General features: G+C 39.9%; 18 protein-coding genes. 16 read left to right on the top strand and 2 right to left on the bottom strand.

All coding sequences use genetic code 11. The features are described 5' to 3' along the window. The first annotated feature begins 3 nt into the window (after positions 1 to 3). The 9 genes from AV656_RS08620 (at position 4) to AV656_RS08575 (ending at position 11,046) form a co-directional block, all read left to right on the top strand. Complete coding sequence (locus AV656_RS08620) at positions 4 to 1,050, top strand: polysialyltransferase family glycosyltransferase (protein WP_063180872.1); 1,047 nt, start codon at positions 4 to 6, stop codon at positions 1,048 to 1,050. Between the two features lie 27 nt (positions 1,051 to 1,077). Beyond that, on the top strand, positions 1,078 to 2,130 hold the full coding sequence (locus tag AV656_RS08615; RefSeq protein WP_063180870.1) for a glycosyltransferase: 1,053 nt from the start codon (positions 1,078 to 1,080) through the stop codon (positions 2,128 to 2,130). Between the two features lie 64 nt (positions 2,131 to 2,194). Beyond that, positions 2,195 to 3,352: a polysialyltransferase family glycosyltransferase gene (locus AV656_RS08610; protein ID WP_063180868.1), complete on the top strand. Its 1,158-nt coding sequence runs from the start codon at positions 2,195 to 2,197 to the stop codon at positions 3,350 to 3,352. Positions 3,353 to 3,477: 125 nt separating this feature from the next. Further along, complete coding sequence (locus AV656_RS08605; RefSeq protein WP_063180866.1) at positions 3,478 to 4,740, top strand: O-antigen ligase family protein; 1,263 nt, start codon at positions 3,478 to 3,480, stop codon at positions 4,738 to 4,740. A 35-nt stretch (positions 4,741 to 4,775) separates the two neighbouring features. Then, positions 4,776 to 6,056: a flippase gene (locus AV656_RS08600; RefSeq protein ID WP_063180864.1), complete on the top strand. Its 1,281-nt coding sequence runs from the start codon at positions 4,776 to 4,778 to the stop codon at positions 6,054 to 6,056. Positions 6,057 to 6,070: 14 nt separating this feature from the next. After that, entirely contained in the window at positions 6,071 to 7,705 is a 1,635-nt protein-coding gene (locus AV656_RS08595; RefSeq protein WP_197462224.1) for a cytidylyltransferase domain-containing protein, read from the top strand. 15 nt (positions 7,706 to 7,720) lie between these two features. After that, positions 7,721 to 8,797 carry an N-acetylneuraminate synthase family protein gene (locus tag AV656_RS08590; RefSeq protein WP_063180859.1) on the top strand — a complete coding sequence of 359 codons (1,077 nt, stop codon included), beginning with the start codon at positions 7,721 to 7,723 and terminating at the stop codon, positions 8,795 to 8,797. Positions 8,798 to 8,877: 80 nt separating this feature from the next. Further along, positions 8,878 to 9,873 (top strand): UDP-glucose 4-epimerase GalE, encoded by a 996-nt coding sequence (gene galE / locus AV656_RS08585; RefSeq protein WP_063180857.1) that lies wholly within the window; start codon positions 8,878 to 8,880, stop codon positions 9,871 to 9,873. A 609-nt stretch (positions 9,874 to 10,482) separates the two neighbouring features. Beyond that, positions 10,483 to 11,046, top strand: a complete 564-nt coding sequence (locus AV656_RS08575) for a serine O-acetyltransferase (RefSeq protein WP_063180853.1) — start codon at positions 10,483 to 10,485, stop codon at positions 11,044 to 11,046. Between the two features lie 841 nt (positions 11,047 to 11,887). On the opposite strand, the gene AV656_RS08570 is transcribed toward AV656_RS08575, so the two are convergent. Next, on the bottom strand, positions 11,888 to 12,427 hold the full coding sequence (locus tag AV656_RS08570; protein ID WP_063180851.1) for a DUF6241 domain-containing protein: 540 nt from the start codon (positions 12,425 to 12,427) through the stop codon (positions 11,888 to 11,890). A 462-nt stretch (positions 12,428 to 12,889) separates the two neighbouring features. Between AV656_RS08570 and AV656_RS08565 the strand changes: the two genes are divergently transcribed. The 3 genes from AV656_RS08565 to AV656_RS08555 all read left to right on the top strand — a co-directional run bounded on the left by AV656_RS08565 (position 12,890) and on the right by AV656_RS08555 (position 14,365). Beyond that, positions 12,890 to 13,177 carry a hypothetical protein gene (locus AV656_RS08565; protein ID WP_063180849.1) on the top strand — a complete coding sequence of 96 codons (288 nt, stop codon included), beginning with the start codon at positions 12,890 to 12,892 and terminating at the stop codon, positions 13,175 to 13,177. Positions 13,178 to 13,454: 277 nt separating this feature from the next. Next, positions 13,455 to 13,895 (top strand): VanZ family protein, encoded by a 441-nt coding sequence (locus tag AV656_RS08560; protein ID WP_156484828.1) that lies wholly within the window; start codon positions 13,455 to 13,457, stop codon positions 13,893 to 13,895. Between the two features lie 32 nt (positions 13,896 to 13,927). Further along, positions 13,928 to 14,365 (top strand): hypothetical protein, encoded by a 438-nt coding sequence (locus AV656_RS08555; protein ID WP_156484827.1) that lies wholly within the window; start codon positions 13,928 to 13,930, stop codon positions 14,363 to 14,365. A 206-nt stretch (positions 14,366 to 14,571) separates the two neighbouring features. On the opposite strand, the gene AV656_RS08550 is transcribed toward AV656_RS08555, so the two are convergent. Next, positions 14,572 to 15,345, bottom strand: a complete 774-nt coding sequence (locus tag AV656_RS08550) for a DUF2935 domain-containing protein (protein WP_063180845.1) — start codon at positions 15,343 to 15,345, stop codon at positions 14,572 to 14,574. A gap of 157 nt (positions 15,346 to 15,502) precedes the next feature. Between AV656_RS08550 and AV656_RS08545 the strand changes: the two genes are divergently transcribed. The 4 genes from AV656_RS08545 to AV656_RS08530 all read left to right on the top strand — a co-directional run bounded on the left by AV656_RS08545 (position 15,503) and on the right by AV656_RS08530 (position 19,863). Beyond that, positions 15,503 to 15,979: a pyridoxamine 5'-phosphate oxidase family protein gene (locus tag AV656_RS08545; RefSeq protein ID WP_063180843.1), complete on the top strand. Its 477-nt coding sequence runs from the start codon at positions 15,503 to 15,505 to the stop codon at positions 15,977 to 15,979. A 244-nt stretch (positions 15,980 to 16,223) separates the two neighbouring features. Beyond that, positions 16,224 to 17,135: a fumarylacetoacetate hydrolase family protein gene (locus AV656_RS08540; protein ID WP_063180841.1), complete on the top strand. Its 912-nt coding sequence runs from the start codon at positions 16,224 to 16,226 to the stop codon at positions 17,133 to 17,135. A gap of 544 nt (positions 17,136 to 17,679) precedes the next feature. Next, entirely contained in the window at positions 17,680 to 18,252 is a 573-nt protein-coding gene (locus tag AV656_RS08535; protein WP_063180839.1) for a GGDEF domain-containing protein, read from the top strand. A 258-nt stretch (positions 18,253 to 18,510) separates the two neighbouring features. Further along, positions 18,511 to 19,863 carry a sigma 54-interacting transcriptional regulator gene (locus AV656_RS08530; protein WP_063180837.1) on the top strand — a complete coding sequence of 451 codons (1,353 nt, stop codon included), beginning with the start codon at positions 18,511 to 18,513 and terminating at the stop codon, positions 19,861 to 19,863. Positions 19,864 to 19,933: the final 70 nt, after the last annotated feature.

Here is a 19,933-nt window from a genome sequence, read left to right as displayed (position 1 = left end):
CTAATGCTAAGGGGTGCTCTTTTGAATATATTTATAGTAAATACTCCTTATCATCTTCTAATCACAACAACATTACATACAAAGAATGATTTAGTGATTATAATCGATGATTTTAATGTTGAAAAAAGTACTTTTTGTAGTGATTTGATTGAAAAGAAAATGAAAGAGAACAAAATAATAATCATAAAGGGATTAAGAAGCTTTAGAGGCAAACCACTTAACCTATTTAGATATATAAGAGAAATAAAAAAAAGAGCAAAGAATATAAATGCAAATTTTGATGGCAATTTATTTTTGTTTAATGATGGTAATCCGTTCAATCAAATATTTATTTCCAACTTAAGAAATAGTAGAGATGTGATTTTAATCGAAGAGGGAATAGGTTTATATAGAGACGTAAAAAAAAGGCATCATTTCTTGTATGATGTAATAGGTAAAAGTATATTCGGTCTAAGTTTTCAAAACACTAGAAGAATAGGAGGGCATAAAAATACTTCAATAATAGTATGTAATTTACCTGAATGTCTAAGTGATATTCAGTTAGAAAAAGAAATATTCTTAATAAATGAGTTTTGCTCAATAGATAAAAACTTTTTAAGTAGTTTGAATAAAACGATTCCTAAAGAGAAATTTGATATTTTTATTAGTCAACCTTTAGTTGAAGATGGAGTTTTACCAGAGAATTTATATATAAAAAAATTAGATTCTATTTTTAAGAAGGTAATAAGAAAAAACCATAACTTTTATATTAAACCGCATCCGAGAGAGAGTAAAAATAAATATACTTACTTTGAGAAAAAGTATGGTGTGAAAATAGTTGAAGATAAAGACATACCTATTGAAATATTTTTATCAAATCAAGATAGTTCATTTGTTTATACTGTTTATTCATCGGCTTTTTACAATATAGCAAAATACCTGAAATTAGATAATTTCTTGTTGTATGATTTGTTTGCTATAGATCCTAAACTACCCGAACCAATGTTAAAATCGTCCCAAGTAAACGTAATTAAGAGTCTTAGTGAATTACCAATTAAAAAAGAAAACTGATGAACATTTTTAAGGAGAGACAAATGAATGGGTAAGGTAAAAATATTATTGGGTAGTTATGTAGGTTCTGTTAACGCTCAAGATATTAATTGTTACGAAATAGCGAAGAGACTTAATAGTGATATATTTGAAGTGCATGTATTACATCAGAAAAATAAAGTTGATCTTGGGAATAATGTACATTTCCATAGAATTAGTAATAATAGATTGATTAAGAATTTAAGCAAGTTATTTAAAATGGCAACATTAAATGCAGATATCTATTATTTACCTAGAATAGAGAAAATAGATATTATATTTGCCAAGATATTTGGCAAGAAAAGGTGTATTGTATCTTCGGTGGAAATACAAAACGTATATGAAAATAAAAAATATGATGATTTTTTTAATAAGTATATTTTCGATTATTTCTGTATTAGCAATTTTTTAAATAAGTTAAATGTGAAACATTGGAACAAAGAGTGTCAAGTCCTATACTTAGGTAGCAATAATTCCAAAGACGACGTGAATTTCATTAACAATGGAAATCTAAAAAAAATTGCTTTTGTGGGAAGTTTCGAAGAGAGAAAGAAACCCTTAGATTATTTAAAAGTTGCAAAAAGCTTCCCTGATATTGAATTTATCATGATTGGTTCAGGTTCATTGAGCGGAGAAGTTGACCAGTATATTAAATCACATAATTTAAAGAATGTTAAAACACTAGGAAGGCTACAAAACTCAGAAGTATATAAAGAGTTGACGACATGTGATTTATTACTAATTGTTTCTGATAAAGAAGGCTTGCCAAAAGTCGTGTTAGAAGCTGCTTCTGTTGGTATGCCAACTATATATATCAGCAAAAATTACAAAGTTGATTATATTGAAGATGGCATAAACGGGTTTGCTGTGCAAAACTTAAATGAAATGATGAATAGAATAAATGAATTATTATCCAACGAAGATCAGTTTAAAAATATGCGAACTGAGGCGTATAAACTTGCAGCTAAATATAGCTGGGATAATGTAATTAATGACTATGAAAAATATTTCCTTGATACGTATAATATGTATATCAAGAGCTCATATAATTCACCATCATAATAACGAGATTGTTTCACTAACCAAATTATTTCATTAAACTGTTATTTAAGGAAGATGCATAAATATGGATAACGACTATGTTACTCGGCATGAAATAGAAGATGCAATAATTCGTAATGAATTTGGTGAAATAGATTTTTATGCATATTGCATTACTCCATGGCATGCCATAGGTGTCCGAGCTTATATAAATTCTATGCTAAAGCGTAATAATTCCCTTCGTGGCGTAATTTTAATTTCTCATAACCCAGGCACAGATTATTTAATAGATAGTGATGTTTTTTTATTTGACTTAGATGTGGATGTTAAAATATTCAAGTGTAAAGATTCCCGCAGAGCAAACAAAGCGCAGTACTTTTTTAAACTAATCAAATCAATGCAGAAGGTTCAACCCCCACGTGATAATGAAAGGCTGTTACATATACTCCGTCCATTTAGGCCAGACATTAGGTTCGCAGTTGATTATCAACAAAATACACGAAGAGAATGCAAGCTAGTATGTTTAGACGAAGGGGTAGGTACATACAAAACCGATTATGAGATTTTGAAGGAAAAGATACGAGGAAGCATTACAACTGGATCAATACATTTCCTGATGAGTAGTTTTTATAAGTTTCTGTTGCTAAGAAATCGATTGGTACCAGAATATTATACGCTATTTAAAGACAATAAGGGATTGTTAGAGATTAACTTGAATATTGCCAAGGAATACAAAAAATGTATCCGACAATCAGTTGTTTCAAGTATAAATATAGAGACCCCAAAATATGCGTTACTTCTCACACAACCTTTTGAAATTGAACAGGATGTATCAAGTAAGAATGAGATTAATGATATTTTTGATCATCTTTTAAAACTCTTTAAACAACTTGGTTATGAAATTATCGTTAAACCGCACCCTAGAGAGGGCAAAGATGTTATTGATGAATATAAACAAAGAGGATTCAAAGTGTTAGAAACTAAACTTCCTCTTGAAATATATATGGAATCGCTTAAAAAGAAGCCTGAGGTAGTAATTGGTGCGGTAAGCACTTCCCTCATAACTGCGAATGCTCTAAATGAGGTTCCTGCCATATCTGTTGTTTATATGAACAGTGAAAAATTAGATCGAGGATATTTAAAAACTGCTGACACATTTAGGGAGAGATATGGGAAATTTATTCATTTTCCAAAGAGTGATTTTGAGATTATGAATTTAATAAACACTCTTAGGAAAGAGTAATCAATCTTAAGAATGATGATTTGTTTGAAGAGTGTACCCATATAGGCTTTTCGGAAATGTTTTAGAACCTTTGGCAAATTCTTTTGAAGTAGGGGTGAACAAATGAAAAGGGAAGGGTTTATTAAATGATAATTACTAGAAAGAGAATTACTGAAGTATTATATTTCTTATTCTTTGTATTATTATTTTGTACTACCGCTTCTGTTCCTTTTAGGTCTATACTTTTATTTGGAATAATTATAATATCGATATTAATTAATTTAAATAAAAGTTTAAGTATTAGGAGGAATAGGGGAGATGCTACAAGATATATAATACTGTTATATGCATTTGCTGTGCTTACAAATATTTATTCGAACGGGAACTATCAATCCGGCATTGTAAATCTTATGTTATTAATCTTTATGTATATTTCTTTAGATAAATATTGTGGAAATATAAATGATTTTAAAAATCTCATTAAGATAGTTTTCATTACTACTTTTATAGGTGGACCCATCATTGGAATATACCAAATGGCTACAGGGGACTTTTTGTTTCCAGTTCCAGCTTCAGAAAACTCATCCTATGTCGACTATAAGATATTTAATGCTCAACAAAGCAATGTAAATTACGGTGCGTTAACTATGCAAGTATCCTTTTTCACGGCTTTAATATTATCAAATTCTAGTGATAAGTATAAGCTTTTATACTATATAAGCGCAATAATTTCTGTAATTTGCATACTATTAACATTCTCTAGAGGTGCTATTGCTGCGACAGCTGTAGCATTATTGGTAATAATTTTATACAAAAAGAAAACTACGGTTAAAAGTTGGATAAGAATATTTTGGGTTTTATTGTTAGGCACCTTTCTATTATCTGTTTATTATGAAAACATTATGCAATTTATTTATTCCAACGATGTTCAACATTTGTTTAGCCAAAAAGAAACAAGCAGTATAAATGATAGAACTCAGCAATGGGAGGCAGCTACAGAAGCGTTCCTGGATGGTAGTATTTTTCAAGTTGTATTCGGATATGGAACTGAGTATGCGACTGTTTTAGCGAGTTACTCTGGGATACCTATGAGTGCACATAACATTTTCTTTGGCCAACTCACCGAAAATGGTTTAGTCGGATTTGTATTAATGTTTGTTGTGTTTTTCAATGGAATTAAGAAAATTATAAAGCTTAATAAACATAGTAAATTGGCACTGGGAATGTGTTGTTTTATGATTGCAATTTGGCTTACATACCAATTAATCTCTATGATAAGATGGGAATTCTTAGTGACGATAATTTTGTTTGATATATATTACCGCATTGAAAATAACAATTTAATAATTAAACCAAATTCTATAAAAGGGAGAAAGGTAAAAGCGAAAGAAAGATATAATTTTAATTAAGACCTACACTATGTTCAGGTTAGTTAGGTGATAAAATGCTTAAGAAGTTTAAAAGTAATAGTTTACTAAATAATACTGGTATCTATACTATTACAAGCGTTGTCAATAAGGCTATACCATTCCTTTTTCTTCCTATTCTAACTCGGTACCTTTCACCAGAAGAATATGGATTAATATCAATGTTTGCTTTACTCGTTACCTTTACATCTCCCTTCATTGGTTTAAGTGTAAATGGCGCGATTACTAGAAAATATTATAACCAAGAAAATACTAATATTTGGGCTTATGTATTTAATTCAATACTTATTTTAACTTCGAGTACATTGTTGGTGGGGGGATTGTTTTATTTATTCTCAGATTTTATCGTAAAAATAACATCATTTCCCGGTAGATATTTATGGCTCGTTATAGTTTTTTCATTATGTCAATTCCTCATAAACATTAATCTTACATTGTGGCAAGTACAAAAAAAGGCTTTCTCATATGGCTTGTTCATGAATTTGCAAACACTATTGATTGTAATATTATCTATTGTATTTGTTGTTTTGCTTGGTTATGGGTGGAAAGGAAGTATATATGGTCAAGCAATAGGTGTAGTATTGTTTGCTGGCATTGCGGTTTATATAATGTTGAAAAATGGATGGATCGATTTTAAATTTAATAGAAGCTATTTGTCTCATGCTTTAGCTTTTGGAATTCCGTTAATACCACACGCTTTATCTGGAGCAATAATTTCAATGACAGACAGAATATTCATTACAAATATGGTGGGTTTATCAGCAACAGGAATTTATACAGTGGGATATCAAGTAGGTTCAATTATTAACGTACTTGCACTTTCTTTTAATAACGCCTATATACCTTGGTTATATGAAAAGCTGAAAAAAGATGACTATCATGAAAAAATTAAAATAGTTAAATTCACTTATTTATATTTTGTGGCAATAATAGTGTTTTCGGTAATAATAGGTTTATTTTCACCGTATTTATTAAATTGGTTTTTGGGTAAATCGTTTATTGATTCAAGTCAATATGTATTATGGATAGCGTTAGGTTATGCATTTAACGGGATGTATCTAATGGTAGTGAATTATATTTTCTACTCTCAAAGAACAAAATATCTAGCGATAATAACATTTATTACTTCATTAATCAATATCGCATTAAATTATTCATTAATAAAAACATATGGCGCTATTGGAGCTGCCCAAGCAACAACAATTGTTTTTATATTAAAGTTTTTAATGGTATGGATAATATCAGCTAAAGTTCATAACATGCCATGGCGAAAAGTGTTTAATAAATCTAGACCATAATTATGGAGGGTAAAATGGATATTCTAGCTATAATACCAGCCCGGGGCGGATCAAAAGGTATACCGAGAAAAAATGTTAGGTTACTAGTTGGGAAACCACTCATTAGTTATAGCATTCAAAACGCATTAAACAGTAAATATAGTTTAGACGTAGTAGTGTCAACTGATGATGAAGAAATTGAGAGGATTTCGAATCAATATGGTGCCTCGGTGTTAATTCGACCGACTGACCTAGCAAGTGATGATGTGACACTTGATCCAGTTATATATCATGCGGTAAAAACGTTTGAACAAAAAAGAAATAAGACTTACGATATTGTAATTACAATGCAGCCAACTTCTCCATTATTGACAACGAAAACTTTAGATTCTGCAATTGAATACTTTATTAAAAATGATTTTGATACAGTTTTAAGTGGTGTTAATAAGCCGCATTTAGCTTGGACTGAAAAAGACGGGAAGGTTATACCGTTATATCAGAAAAGACTTAACAGACAGTACTTACCAAAGAACTTATTGGAAACTGGAGCGTTTTTCATTTCTAAAAGAAAATTTATAGATAAAAACAATAGATTTGGTCCGGAAATTTCTGTATTTGACGTTCCGGAAAATGAATCAATTGATATAGACAGCTCACAAGATTGGTGGGTGGCAGAAAAGGAACTATCTAAAAAGAAGATTTTAATAAGAGTTGAGGGTTATGCAGAAATTGGCTTAGGACATATCTATAGGGGTTTATTGTTAGCCTATAATTTTATTGATCACAATGTTTGCTTTGTATTATCATCGCAGTCAGACTTAGGGATAGAAAAAATAAAGCAAAGTCATTTTCAGTATAAGGTTATTGACAATAATAATGAGTTATACGAATTACTGAAGTTGGGCAATTATGACATTTTAGTCAATGACATGCTTGATACTAATAGTGAATATATTAAAAAATGCAAAGAAATGTGCGGCCGCGTTGTTAATTTTGAAGATTTGGGAGCAGGGGCAGCGTTAGCTGATGCAGTCATTAATGATTTGTACGATAAAAAGAATGATAGAAATAATCATTATTGGGGTAGCGATTATTATTGTATAAGGGATGAATTCCTTATAGCAGAACCATCAAAATTCAAGGAAGAAGTAAAGGAAGTTTTGGTGATATTTGGAGGAACAGATCCTTCTAATCTAACTCAAAGAGTACTAAATATTGTTGAGTCAATAAATAAGAGTGATATTCATTATACATTTATCTTAGGAATGGGATATGCAAAAGCCGATGAACTCATAAATAGCGCTCAAAAAGATAATCTTAATGTTGATTTTGTAAAAGATGTAAAGTTGATGAGTGAATATATGGCTAATGCAGACATTGCGATTTCATCGCAAGGACGTACAATGCTAGAATTAGCTTCAATGTCTGTACCGACAATTTTATTAGCACAGAATGAACGGGAGCAGCATCATGAGTTTGGTTACTTGAAAAATGGGTTTATTAATTTAGGACTGGGAAAAAATGTGGATAACAATACAATACGAGAAACTCTACTATGGCTTATAAATAGTCCTCAAATTAGAAAACAAATGAAAGAACAAATGGAGAAAAAAGATCTAAGGCTAGGCATTGAACGTGTTAAAAACATTATTCTTAATAAACATATTTAATGGAGGGTACTTATTATGAAAAGTAGAGTTATCGAAAGAGCTTTATCAGGAGAATTTGTATTAATTGCTGAAATTGGCGTTAACTACTATGATATTGCAAATAAATATGAGATTACCCCTATGGAAGCAGCTAAATTGATGATTAAAGAGGCGCACGATTCCGGTATTCATGCAGTTAAGTTTCAATCTTATAAAGCTGATACACTGGCAGCAAAGGATTCTCCGTCTTATTGGGATACTAATGAAGAGGCCACTAGATCTCAATTCGAGCTGTTCAAGAAGTTCGATAGTTTCTCTTTCAATGAGTATAAAGAATTGGCTAATTTCTCGAATGAACTGGGCATTGAGTTTTTATCAACTGCTTTTGACTTAGAATCAGCTGATTATTTATATGAATTAATGGACGTATATAAGATATCTTCATCTGACCTTACCAATCTTCCTTTTGTAGAGTACCAGGCAAAAAAAGGGAAGTCTATTCTGCTTTCAATTGGTGCATCTAGTGAACAAGAAATTAATAGAACAATTGATGTAATAAAGAAAAATAATAACCAGCCTATAGTGTTATTACATTGTGTACTTGAATACCCAACCCCATTTGATCATGCTAATCTTAATAGAATTGTTTCATTGAAGGAAAAGTATCCTGACTTAATTATTGGATATTCAGATCATACGAAACCAGACTATCATGTTGATGTTGTAAAGACGGCGTATAATCTTGGGGCTTTGGTTATTGAAAAGCACTTCACATTAGACAAATCTTTACCAGGAAATGACCATTACCATGCAATGGATCCTGAAGATGCAAAAAAGATTGTTGATGGCATTAAGTTCATTGATTCTATAAGAGGTTCTTATGACATTAAATTCTTAGAATCTGAAATTACCTCTAGACAGAATGCTAGAAGGTCATTGGTTACGAGTTGTGATATAAAGAAAGGGGAAGAAATAACTAGAGAAATGTTAACATTTAAGAGACCGGGAACTGGTATTTCACCAGCAGAAATAGAATGCATTATTGGTAAAATAGCCATTGAAGACATTGCTGAAGATACAATTTTGAACTATAAAATGCTAAGTGGTTCATAAATAAGCCGTCACCATTTAATTTAGATGGGGAGTTAATTCTTATATGCCAGCAATTTCTTTATAAAGAGAGGTGTACCATTATGAACATTCTAGTCACTGGCGGGACTGGATATATTGGATCACATACTTGTATAGCTCTTCTGGAATCAGGACATTCAGTCATCATTGCTGATAATCTTTCTAACAGTAAGAGCGAGTCTATTAAAAAAATTATTGATATATCTAAAAAAGAAGTGACTTTTTTTGAAATTGATGTAACGGATGAAGAAGCTGTAGATCATATTTTCAGAAATCATGAAATTGATGGAGTTATTCATTTTGCCGGTCTAAAGGCAGTGGGTGAATCTGTAGAAAAACCGCTTGAGTACTATTATAATAATGTCGTGAGTACAATGGTATTAACCAAAGCATGTCAAACATATGGTGTTAATAGATTTGTCTTTAGTTCATCAGCCACAGTATATGGAGATAATACAGTGCCATTTGTAGAGACGATGAGTCTACTACCTACAACAAATCCTTATGGTGAAACAAAGGCAATGAGTGAACGAATTTTAACCGATTTTGCGAATGTAAATCCAAGTTTTTCAGTATCACTACTTCGATATTTTAACCCAGTTGGTGCTCATGAGAGTGGGTTAATAGGGGAATCGCCTAATGGTATCCCTAATAACCTAATGCCTTATGTTACCCAAGTGGCAAAAGGTAAACTTCATAATTTGAGAGTATTCGGAAATGATTATCCTACAATCGATGGTACTGGTATTCGAGATTATATTCATGTATTAGATCTAGCTGAGGGCCATGTTGCTGCACTGGAAAATCAAACAGAAGGTGTTCATGTTTATAACTTAGGAACAGGGAAAGGTACTAGTGTATTAGAATTAGTAAAAGCTTTTGAAGAAGCTAACGATATTGAAGTTCCTTTTGAAATTGTAGATCGGAGACCTGGTGATATCGCTTCATGCTATGCCGAGACATCAAAAGCAAAGAGAGAACTTGGTTGGTCAGCTAAACGAGATATAGTAACTATGTGCAGGGATGCATGGCGATTTGAAAAAAATAATATGGAATAAGCAGTGAGAAAATCACCCGTTGCCTAATTTGCCGACGGGTGATTTTACGCTTCATAATTCTGTTTACACTTATTTTGTCAATTCTGATGTGAGCACCTGGTAGATATTACCCATCACATGGCTAGCTTTTCCGCATTGAGGTTCTTGATAAGCAAGACGGCACGGTGTGTTTGTTTAGTGCACATTAGTGAGTCAGACCTGTTCGTCACCGGTGCCCCTACTCTGACATTAACCTTAAGACACAATTTGAGGTAGAAATCTTTGATGATCCGCTCCCGTGCAATTCGTTTAACCTGGGCTATTTTCTGCTTAACGACGACAATTTTGCCCTGTCGCTCTTCCAATTTAGAGTTCTTATTCTTGTATTCCTGAGTGTGTAACCCCGTTACAAGTTAGACAATGTAATACTAACCATAGATGGAACTGTACCGCCAACAACAGAATTATATCTAATTTTGATAGACTTGCCTGAATTATTCGACAAGTGACTCTACTAAGTGGATGGGTTTGCACGTCAATAGAACCCCCAAAAAAATATCGGTGAGTAGGGTAATTTATAAATGAAAAATAAAAAGCCTCCTTTTGGAGGATACAAAGGAGTAATTACGTTTGATTAAAAACAAAGAGGATTATAGATTTTTTCTTTGTGCTGACTTAGCCTCACTCAACAAAAAGAAGTTTGAAAGGCATCACAAATACAGCCACCCAATTTTACAATTTCAAAGAAACTTGCGGAGAATTGAATATTATCAAAATTGCAGGAAGGATGTGACGAGCCAGTTGTATTTAAAGATTTTAAAGTTAAGATTCATAAAAGAATCTGTACATTTAGGGTTTACCATACCACCAAACGTTTTTGATGCAGGGTTGAGTATCGCCCACTACGGTAGCATAGTTGTTAACGGTAATGCGAAAGTTGGAAAAAATTGCAGAATTCATTCGGCGGTGAATATTGCTGGTTCTGCAAGAATTGGGGACAATGTTTATATTGGTCCTGGTGTAAAGATTTTTGGTGATGTTATTATTGGTGATAATGTGACAATAGGAGCTAATTCAGTAGTAAACAAAGATGTTCCTGACAATGTTACTGTTGCTGGTGTACCGGCAAAAATTATAAAAGATTATCCTACCGTGAGCATTATCGATGGATATGCAGTCGCCTCACGTAATTAATAATTAACTCAAATTATTGGTAATCCATAACGTCATAAGAAAAGAGCGGTTGGATCACTCTAACCCGTTCAGTTGAGTGGTGCAAAACAAGAAATAACAGTGGAATTAGACCCCGAATCAGCAATGATTTCGGTCCGCTTCTTTCATTTGATACTGGCCAATCAGGTGCAATTGATAAAGGTGATGCATAAATTCCGCTCCCTAGCACAACACTGTGTTTTTGTTTGTTTCTTCTTCCTCTGTAAAGAACCGACCTTCTTTTAGGGTCATATGGAATACTCCCTGATAGGAATGCGCTCGAACCCACCAGCATGCCCTCTACGCTGGTGGGTTCTTCATTCTCATTAGTATATTGGATGCGGCCGACTGTTTCCATGGACCGGTAGGCTGGACACACCGTTCAGGAAGTTAGGAACCCCGCCGCCGTCCTTTAGCACACGCCCGGGCATGACCATGATCTGTTCCGCTCCGTGGCCGCTCATCTACTTCATCACAGTATCCTTCACGCCCAGCCCAGGGAAATGGCGGAAAGGGCGAATCCGATGGCCACACCGAAGATTAATAAGAATTCCCTGAGCTTATTACTCCAAATTCCGGGGAGGGCCACCTTATGAACAGTCTCTTAAGCTTGCTCCTTTATCCGCCCGTCTTTTAAAACAGAATCCGCTAAGCCCGATTTGCCTCTTTTAGTAAAGATAACAATTCTAATTATTTTAGATGCATCCCTAAGGCTTTAGAAGTGTCATATTCAGCTGTGGGCTTGGTACCTCATGGAAGTGAGTAATTACTCATATACCAGACAAGCGGGATGGAAAACAATACCGTTTCCCATCCCGCTTGTTCATTTTTCTTCTTCAGCTTTCCCCTCAATGAACCATTCATCAATAAAATACAACTCTTCCTCTTTGCTTAGGAGGCCTCTCGCTTTTCCGAGTGTCCCGTTCTGTAGATCCCAGATGTAGTTGTGGTCCTTGTCGGCTTCGCTGAAGTCTCCTCGTTCCCATTTGGCGATGATCTGGAGCAGCTGTTTTTTCACTTCGGGTGTCCGGATGTTGGGGGAACTGGAGACGATCAAGTCGATTTGTTCGATGTTTCGGGTGGTCATCGGTATTGCCCCCCATTTCTGATTGGCCACGATTTTCTGGTGAGTCATCTGGTGCATGACATCCAGGATCTTCTCTTCGGGGGAGTTGCCGTTAACGCCCACACGGTCTAGACCGTCGACTTCCTCCAATGCCTCGGTTTCCTCGAAGGTCTCCACAAACTCATCCTGCGTCAGCACTTCATCCGGCTCGGAGTAGGCAAACTGGTTCTGGTAGATGATATATGCGGCAATGGCCAGGAGTGCCAGTGCGGAACCGATAATAGCCTTCTTTTTCATTCGATCACTCCAATGTTCAGGGTGTGGTGTCTTGAAATCGAATTTTTCTCTATTTATAGAGTATAGCATTTCCATTAGCATGGAAATATCTCGTTTTTCTGGGTGGTCGGTAACCTCTCAAAATGCCGAGCTCAGCATTTTGCCTGAATTGTCATTCAGGTGCTTTAACGAGTGAAGGAAGAAAGTCTAGCCTGAAGCCGTGATCAATCATTAATTTTCCTTGAAACTAGAACCAATCGACTAAATTCGACACAAAAATTGGTAATAACATGGTGTTTACCTCGAAGTAAGGCTTGTTAATCAAGCTCAGAGCAGGTAAAATATACTTATCAATCATCGAAAGACAGGTCATTAATACTGGTTTCGCGTTATGTTAAACGTTATTCGCAAGACGAAACTGGTTGGAAAGACCGATATGCAGCCTAGATAGAGAGAGAATTAAGTATCGGAAGGGGAAGAGCCGTGACGAATCTCATCCATGTAGAAGATGATGACGTGAAGCCAGTGGGACAATATGAAATCATTGATACCGGTTGGAGGACAGACGGACTGTTTGTTGTGATCTTGGGAGCTGAGGGGCGTGCTCTTCTGGAGAGCAGCGATGCGCACAACTATGCACGCATGGTGGCAGGCCGCAGACGTCATGGCATTCCGGTGACTGCTGAACAAGTGGAATCAGGAAACGGGAAGTTCCCGTACCAGCGGATGTTCTGCTTTAGCCGAGCAGAACAAAAAGCCGGACGGGCATAAAGTTACAAACACACTTGCCAAATCATTCATGATTAAAGCCTGTCACAGAGATCTGTGACAGGCTTTTTGGATTTATAGGGAGTGGGCCGGTTGAGTGGTTACCTCTCTATAGCCGCCAGTTGTTGTTGTTCTGTAAGTGGGTTGACGTACGGTTGTGGAGGATAGAATAAACGTGCGTGGCGATACCGTTTAATATGGGGTGTTTAAAATCCGGAGATTTATGAATGAGGAAAGAAAGAACGGCTTACCTATAATTGCTTTGTTGTGGGGTGCTGTCATGATCTTTGTGATGTGCACAAGCGACCCGCGAGCGTTTTTATATGAAGGCAAGTTGAGTTATCATATTGAATTCGCGCCAAACTTTTATAACCTTCTCATTATGAGTGATATCGACCTAAACAGTAGCTTTTACTTGCTCCAAAAGATAGGACACTTCTTATCGTTTGGGTTTTTGTATTATCTACTCGTTGCATGGATGAAACGACCACATAAGGCGTTTGTTCTGTGTGTGTTATTCGCATTGTTTACAGAGATCCTACAACTGTTCTTCCATCGCAGTGGCCGGCTTTTTGATGTCGGCATTGATCTGCTGGGCATTATTACGGCTTATCTAATATGCACCTATATAAATAGTCAAAGGACATCGGATGAGGCATTGGAACGTTCGCGAAGCAGCGGCCCCCGTGATCCGATAACCGAACGCCCCTCAGATGAATAAGATGAGGGGAGGTTTAGGAAGGGGGAATGAAGGTGACCAGTAATTACGGTCAGTGGTTGGGGGAGTACGACGATGTTAAGTGGCACGTGGGACCGGATAATTCCATTCCGTATGAATCCGGACGTTTTGAACGTGGTCAAAGCTCGATGTATGAAGAACAACCGGGTCTTTTTGGTGAGAATCAATTGAGGGATCACATGGGTCCGGTTTATGCCGTGCCGCCTTTTCCGCAGCATGGACCAGGTTCAGAGGAAAGTGGGTGGCAACAGCAGTGGAGTGATGAACACCCGGCCCTATACAATCAAGGTCACATGGGTCCAGTCTACGCCGTACCGCATTTCCCATGGCAACAGGGGGACAGTTACGGGGCAGGGAGCGGACAAGGGCACCAATACGGGCATTATCCTCAAATGCCGATGCCCTGTTGTTCGCACTGTGGCTATTCCCCGTGGCAAGGGTTCCAGTACTAATTGAACAGCAACATGAAACCCACCTTTCGGCAAGGTGGGTTTTTTCTAGTTATCCTGATTGACTTTGGCTGCAGGACACAGGTCTGCCGCAGGGCATTGACTGCAATCCCGTAGAGGTTCGGGATGGTCTTTGTCTTGTATGGGCTTGGCAAGTTGAGAAGAAGGTTGAATCCACGCTGGTTTGTCGGCAGCCGCTTTCACCAAATTCACGTGATGATCTCTTCCTCGAGGTTTCTCCACAGATGGTGGGCTTCCCGGGCGATGTGTTCCAGCAAATCAGGAGGCGACGTGGTCACGGCTGCGCATTGTTTGACCAAATCATCCAGCTCCAATTTGAACTCCTCTAAGCTTTTGGCCTCTTTAATAATCATATTCTTGAATTGTGTCAGGACCGGCAGGGTTTCATTTCTCGGTGTCCGGATCATGGTCTGCAAGGCATTTGCCTGCATCATCAGCCGCTCAAACTTCTGCATCATTTCAGTGACCCGATAATTCAACTCGTAATTCGATACATCTAAATAATGGCGGATGTAGCCCAGGTGATCGGCCATCTGCCTTAACCAAAAGACACATTCATGGACGATGGCATCTGACGGGGAAATCTCGGCGCCGCTTTGAATCAATTTATAAACCCTCTGGGACTCCTCAGATTCCCTGACCATATGGTCCAGGAGAGATACCGGCGTGGAAATGATGACCTCACAATGCAGCGACTTATCCATCGTGTACGCAAGCAGACTATGGAATTCCTTCGTCGCATGGTTTGCCTCTTCAATCAGTTTCCCAACATCGCCCTGCTTCTTAACCGCCTTTTCATACACCTTCCCCAAACGCTGGATATTGTTCAGGTTTGCACGGGCCAGCTCCGTTTCATAATGGCTGATCTCTCGGTCAAAAAACCTGCCGTGATCATAATCATTCTGCAGCCAAAAGGCGATGATCCCGTAGGCATCCCTTTCGTAACGATCCGTATACCCCATTTACCTGACTCCTTCCTTCCCGGTTATGGCACAGCCTTATGCATTGTATTCAATAGGTGGACGGCCTATGTCCGGATAAAAGTCAGTTCAGGGCCGTAAAGGGTTACCCTCGCGCTGAAAGGGTAAAATACCTGTATATCCCAAACGAGGTGATCCGATGAAACAAGAAGAAATGGAAACACTCAGAGACCTGATCAAAGGCGTCGACACCGCGATGCTGACGACCGTATCAGACGAAGGACTCGTCTCCCGCCCGATGAAAACGCAGGAAGTCGAATTCGACGGCGACCTCTGGTTCTTCACCAAGAAAGAAACCAACAAATATCAAGAAATCCTCCACGACAAAGAAGTCAACGTCGCCTACGCCGGCAAATCCTACGTCTCCGTCCGTGGACGAGCCGAAATCGTCGAGGACATGTCCAAGAAAAAAGAACTCTGGAGCAAATCCTACGAGAAAATCATGCAGACCACCTACGATGACCCCGACGTCATCCTGATCAAAGTCAAAGCCGAGGCCGCAGAATACTGGGAGAGTGGCAGCCTCGTCAAGAACATTGCGTTCATGTACAAGCGGATGACCGAGAAGGATGCGGAGTCGGCGAATATAAATGAGACGTTGGAATTGGATAAGTGATTATTTGAATTGAAGCAGCCCACGCGGCTGCTTTTTCTTTTTGGTGTGAAAGCAAGTGGTGCGAGTCCCCACCTACAGGTACCTGAATCCCTACCAAGGGGTACCTGAGTTCCTACTAAGTGGTGCTGAATGATAACGAAGTGGAGTTAAGGGGAATGATCACACCAGATTGGATGAACTTAGAGAAAGGAGAAGTCCTATCTGTAGAGAACTAGTTAAAGAGATATCAAAAGGGGGAATAAACATGCGACTGGCAACAGTGAAACTTGAGGGGAATGAAACAGCGGTCGTCATTGCGGGAGAGAAAGCAGTGACGGTTGAAGAGGTGAACAAGGCTGAGGGGAAGAAGTGGGCCACCGCACTGTTTGAGATCATTGATTCCGGCCAGCTTAATGAAATGACCGACTGGTACAACCGGGAGGGGAAAGAGAAAATCCTGGATGGGACGATTCCAGGAATAGACGCAGCTACTCTTGACTACAAGCCGCTTTACCGCAATCCATCGAAAATCTGGGGGATTGGATTGAACTATGTGGACCACGCTTCGGATCTGGGTGAAATTGCTCCGAATACAGAGCCGGCAAGTTTCATGAAACCGACGACGTCCATCATCGGAGCGGGTGAGACCATCCGCATTCCCCACCAGTCCGAGCGGACGACCGCTGAAGCAGAACTCGGGGTCATCATCGGTAAGGCCTGCAAAGATGTTGAAGAAGCAGATGCATTGAATTATATCGCCGGCTACACGACGATCATCGACATGACGGCAGAAGATATCCTCCAGAGAAATCCGCGGTACCTGACCCGGTCAAAGAGCTTTGACACGTTCTTCAGCTTCGGCCCGCAGTTTGTCACTCCGGACGAAGTTGAAGACCTCATGAAACTGGAAGTTTCCACAATGATCAACGGTGAACTCCACCGGAAGAACACCGTCGATCATATGACATTTAACCCTCTGAACTTGGTGTCGTTCCACTCGAAGGTCATGACACTACTGCCGGGGGATATCATCTCAACCGGAACACCGGGAGCAGTCGTCATCAATGACGGTGATGTAGTGGAATGCCGGATTGAAGGCTTTGAACCGCTCGTGAACCATGTGCGGGACCTGAAAGTAGTGGCGAAGGAAGAGATAGCAGAGGAAACGGGAGTTTGATGGAATTGAGGAAGCCGAAAATCCCTTTGTAAGTCGGAAGAAATGCAAGAGCACGATGAAGAGCCGGATGGGAGACGCTACCGTTTCCCTCCGGCTTTTTGCATTTGCTCTTCTCTAGTAAGCGAGTGGTGTGACGACCCCGCTTCTGGTGACGACAATTTTCTTGCAGACCGTCAAATTCCATCCTATATTCACATTTATCGAACAATTCCTTGAATAAAGCATTGTTAATAATGGGACTCACTGGTAATATATTCTTAAGGAAATAAAGAGGGAATAGAAGATAGGACCCACTCTTGCGTTTCATTTTTCTTGAAAGGTCATTTCAATCCTATGAAATCGGGTACATAGTCTTATTTTGTGTTTCCTTGGTAGTTGTGGGAGGGTTGCGCACCCTGACGCTTCGTGATGGGCCGGTGGAGCTTGGGGACAGACCGGGAAGCGGCTGAAGACCGCAGAGTCTTCGGTCTTTTGTAATACAAGTGCTGTCGCCGCGACAGGTGTGACAGGGTCTTGGGTTGTTTGATGCAAGGGGGGCGTGGGGATGAAGAAATTAATGAAGAGCCTGCTGGATCTGCGAGGACAGCAGCGCGCCAGACGGTTCAGGGAGTGGGAGAGGCTGCGCCGGCTTGCTTATGAGGATGAGCTGACGGGAGTCGGGAATTTGCGGGCCTTTCGGGAAGAGGCGGTCAGCCGGATCAAGTCTGGAAAGCCGTTCGGGATTCTCTATCTGGATCTTGACCGGTTCAAGAAGGTAAATGATACATTTGGCCACCTGGCGGGTGACCGGGTCCTACGGGAAGTGGCCGCTGTACTGGAAAATGAAGCATTTTCCGATGCGCGTGCCTATCGCCTGGGCGGGGATGAGTTTGCATTGATTGTTCCTGCGGTGGAGGAGACAGGCATTGCTGCAGTGACGCTTCGAAGGGAATTGGACATTGCCAAGCGGGTCCGGATCGGGTCTGTTGCTGTGGGTGCTTCGATGGGCTCAGCCCGATTCCCGCAAGACGGCCGTACCTATGTCGAGTTGCTCAATGCGGCGGACCGTAGGATGTATACCGAGAAGGCGCGTCGAAAGGAAGAACCTTCATACTCATTTGCTGGCGACACCTGTTGAGGTGTCGTTTTTTGTTGTGCAGAACCCGGAATTAATCTGCAATTCCGTATTGTAATATTATGCATCTCGTTGTATAGTTATATTCATTATTGAATAAAGAGTCAAATATGAATAGTGGGTCTGCAAGCAAATCAAGATCGACCTTTATATAGTACCAGTGTGAATCATTATAAATTATCAAAATATTCCTTGCGTTTATCATTACCACTCTGTATAGTCTTATTCAATTACGAATACTTATCTACCAGGAGGTGCCGCATGTCCATCTTTTCCATCAATCCGGATACCCAATTTGAAATCATTGATTCGACTGATGAAGATCTGATCGTAACGAACCGGGACGGGGTGATTGTGCAGGCGTCACGGATCAGCGGGCGACATTATGGGGTGACGCCGGAGTCGCTGCTTGGCCGGTCGGTGTATGACCTGGAGCGGGAGAAGGTGTTTGTGCCGGCGATTACGCCGCTTGTCCTGAAAGAAAAGAAGAAGGTAGTGCTGGTACAGGATACGCCCAATGGAACCCGAGAACTGATCATCGGATTTCCGCTGTTTGATGAAGCGGGTGAGGTGGCGCATGTCATCAGCTATTCGTGCGAGTGGTCGGAGCTGGTCGTCATCCAGGATTACCTGAACGAACTTGAGTCGGAGATGGCCAAGATGAAAGAGGAGCTGAACCTGCTTCGTCGGGAGGCGACTGTGCCGGAAGGTCTGGTGCTCGCATCCAGGTCGACTTCAGAAGCGTTTGCGGGAGGGCTGGAAGCTGCGGAGATGGATGTGCCGATCCTCCTGTACGGGGAACACGGGACCGGAAAGGCGACCCTTGCGCGTGAAATCCATGCCCGCAGCCGCCGCAGTGAAAAGGCGTTCCTGACACTGGATTGCCGGACGGTTCCGGAAGCGCTGTTTGAACGGGAATTGACAGGCGATTCGGACGGGAAGATCGGAATGCTGCCGATTGCGGAAGGCGGCACGCTGTATCTTGAGGGCATCGACCGGCTGTCGCCGTATCTGCAGAACCGGCTGGCCGGCTGGTTGAAAGACAGGAAGTACCAGACGGCGGAAGGGGCAGAAGTTCCGTTTGATGTGCGGATCATGGCTTCCGCGGAGGGCGATCTGTCCGGCGCGGTACAGGACGGGGCATTTAGCCGGGAGCTGTTTTATCTGATCCATCTTGTGCCGATCGAACTGCGCCCGCTTATGGATCGGAAAGAGGACTTGTCCTCGCTCATCCCGCTTTTCCTGGATCGGTTCTGCGAAAAGCACGGTGTCAGGAAGGAGCTTTCTCAAGGGCTGTTTGACTATCTGCTTGAGTGTCCATGGCCGGGCAATATCGATGAACTGGCGAATGTGATAGAGCGGCTAGTCATCGGCGGCAGGAACAACGTGCTTACGGCAGAAGACCTGCCGATGGAGTACCGCGTTCCGGCGGGCGATTCCCTGTCGGAGATTGAGATGGACGGCAGACCGTTGCCGAGCATCCTGGAGAGTGTTGAAAAACGGGTGCTGATGGCAGCCAAGCAAAAATACGGGACGACGACCGAGATTGCGAAACGGCTGGGCATCAGCCAGCCGTCGGTCGTCCGGAAGCTGAAGAAGTATGAGGGAGAGTGACGGGAAACGAACCCGCCGGGAGCAAACCTGCTCCGCTTTTCTTCCAATAAAGAACGAGGAGGACGACATC

Source organism: Bhargavaea cecembensis, assembly GCF_001619585.1.
In the GTDB taxonomy this organism is placed as follows: domain Bacteria; phylum Bacillota; class Bacilli; order Bacillales_A; family Planococcaceae; genus Bhargavaea; species Bhargavaea cecembensis_A.
Note: the sequence above shows the minus strand (reverse complement) of the source record. Positions and strands in the feature narration are given on the sequence as shown.